The sequence below is a fragment of the Massilia sp. 01N417 genome (assembly GCF_056399645.1).
Genome location: NZ_JBFTRS010000066.1, coordinates 1 through 532, shown reverse-complemented (window position 1 = coordinate 532; position 532 = coordinate 1). Strand labels below are relative to the sequence as shown.

The 532-nt window shown below is 59.6% G+C and carries 1 protein-coding gene; it reads left to right on the top strand.

What is annotated here, in order from left to right; genetic code table 11:
- The first annotated feature begins 32 nt into the window (after window positions 1–32).
- Window positions 33–308, top strand: coding sequence for a hypothetical protein (locus AC1DOQ_RS26960; RefSeq protein ID WP_477371441.1), 276 nt, complete (start codon window positions 33–35; stop codon window positions 306–308).
- The last annotated feature ends 224 nt before the right edge of the window (window positions 309–532 follow it).

Here is a 532-nt window from a genome sequence, read left to right as displayed (position 1 = left end):
ATCCCATCATTCCATCATCGAGGAGCATGACCATGAAAACCCTGACCATCAAAGACCTGGACCGTAGCGAACAACTGGACCGCGCAGCCATGCGCAGCGTGCGCGGCGGCTGGAGCATGTTCTCGCCGTCGTACAAGACCGGCGACATCACCTACGCACCGAACTACGACTCGTCGATCAACGCCTCCCAATCCCTGGGCCAGGTCCAGAACGTGATGACTGCCACCGCCAACGGCTCGGCCTTCCTGGACGGCGTCAGCGTGCACAGCAATGTGCACCAGAACGGCCAGAACACCATCGTCCGCTGATCCCCATCACACGCATCGTTGACTATACTTTCAAGGAGCATTGCCATGAAAACCCTGACCATCAAAGACCTGGACCGCGTCGAACAACTGGACCGCACTGCCATGGCTGGCGTGCGCGGCGGCTGGAGCATGTTCTCGCCGTCCGTGAAAACCGGCGACATCAGCTACAAGCCGAGCTACGACTCGTCGATCAACGCCCTGCAGAACCTGGGCCAGGAACAGAA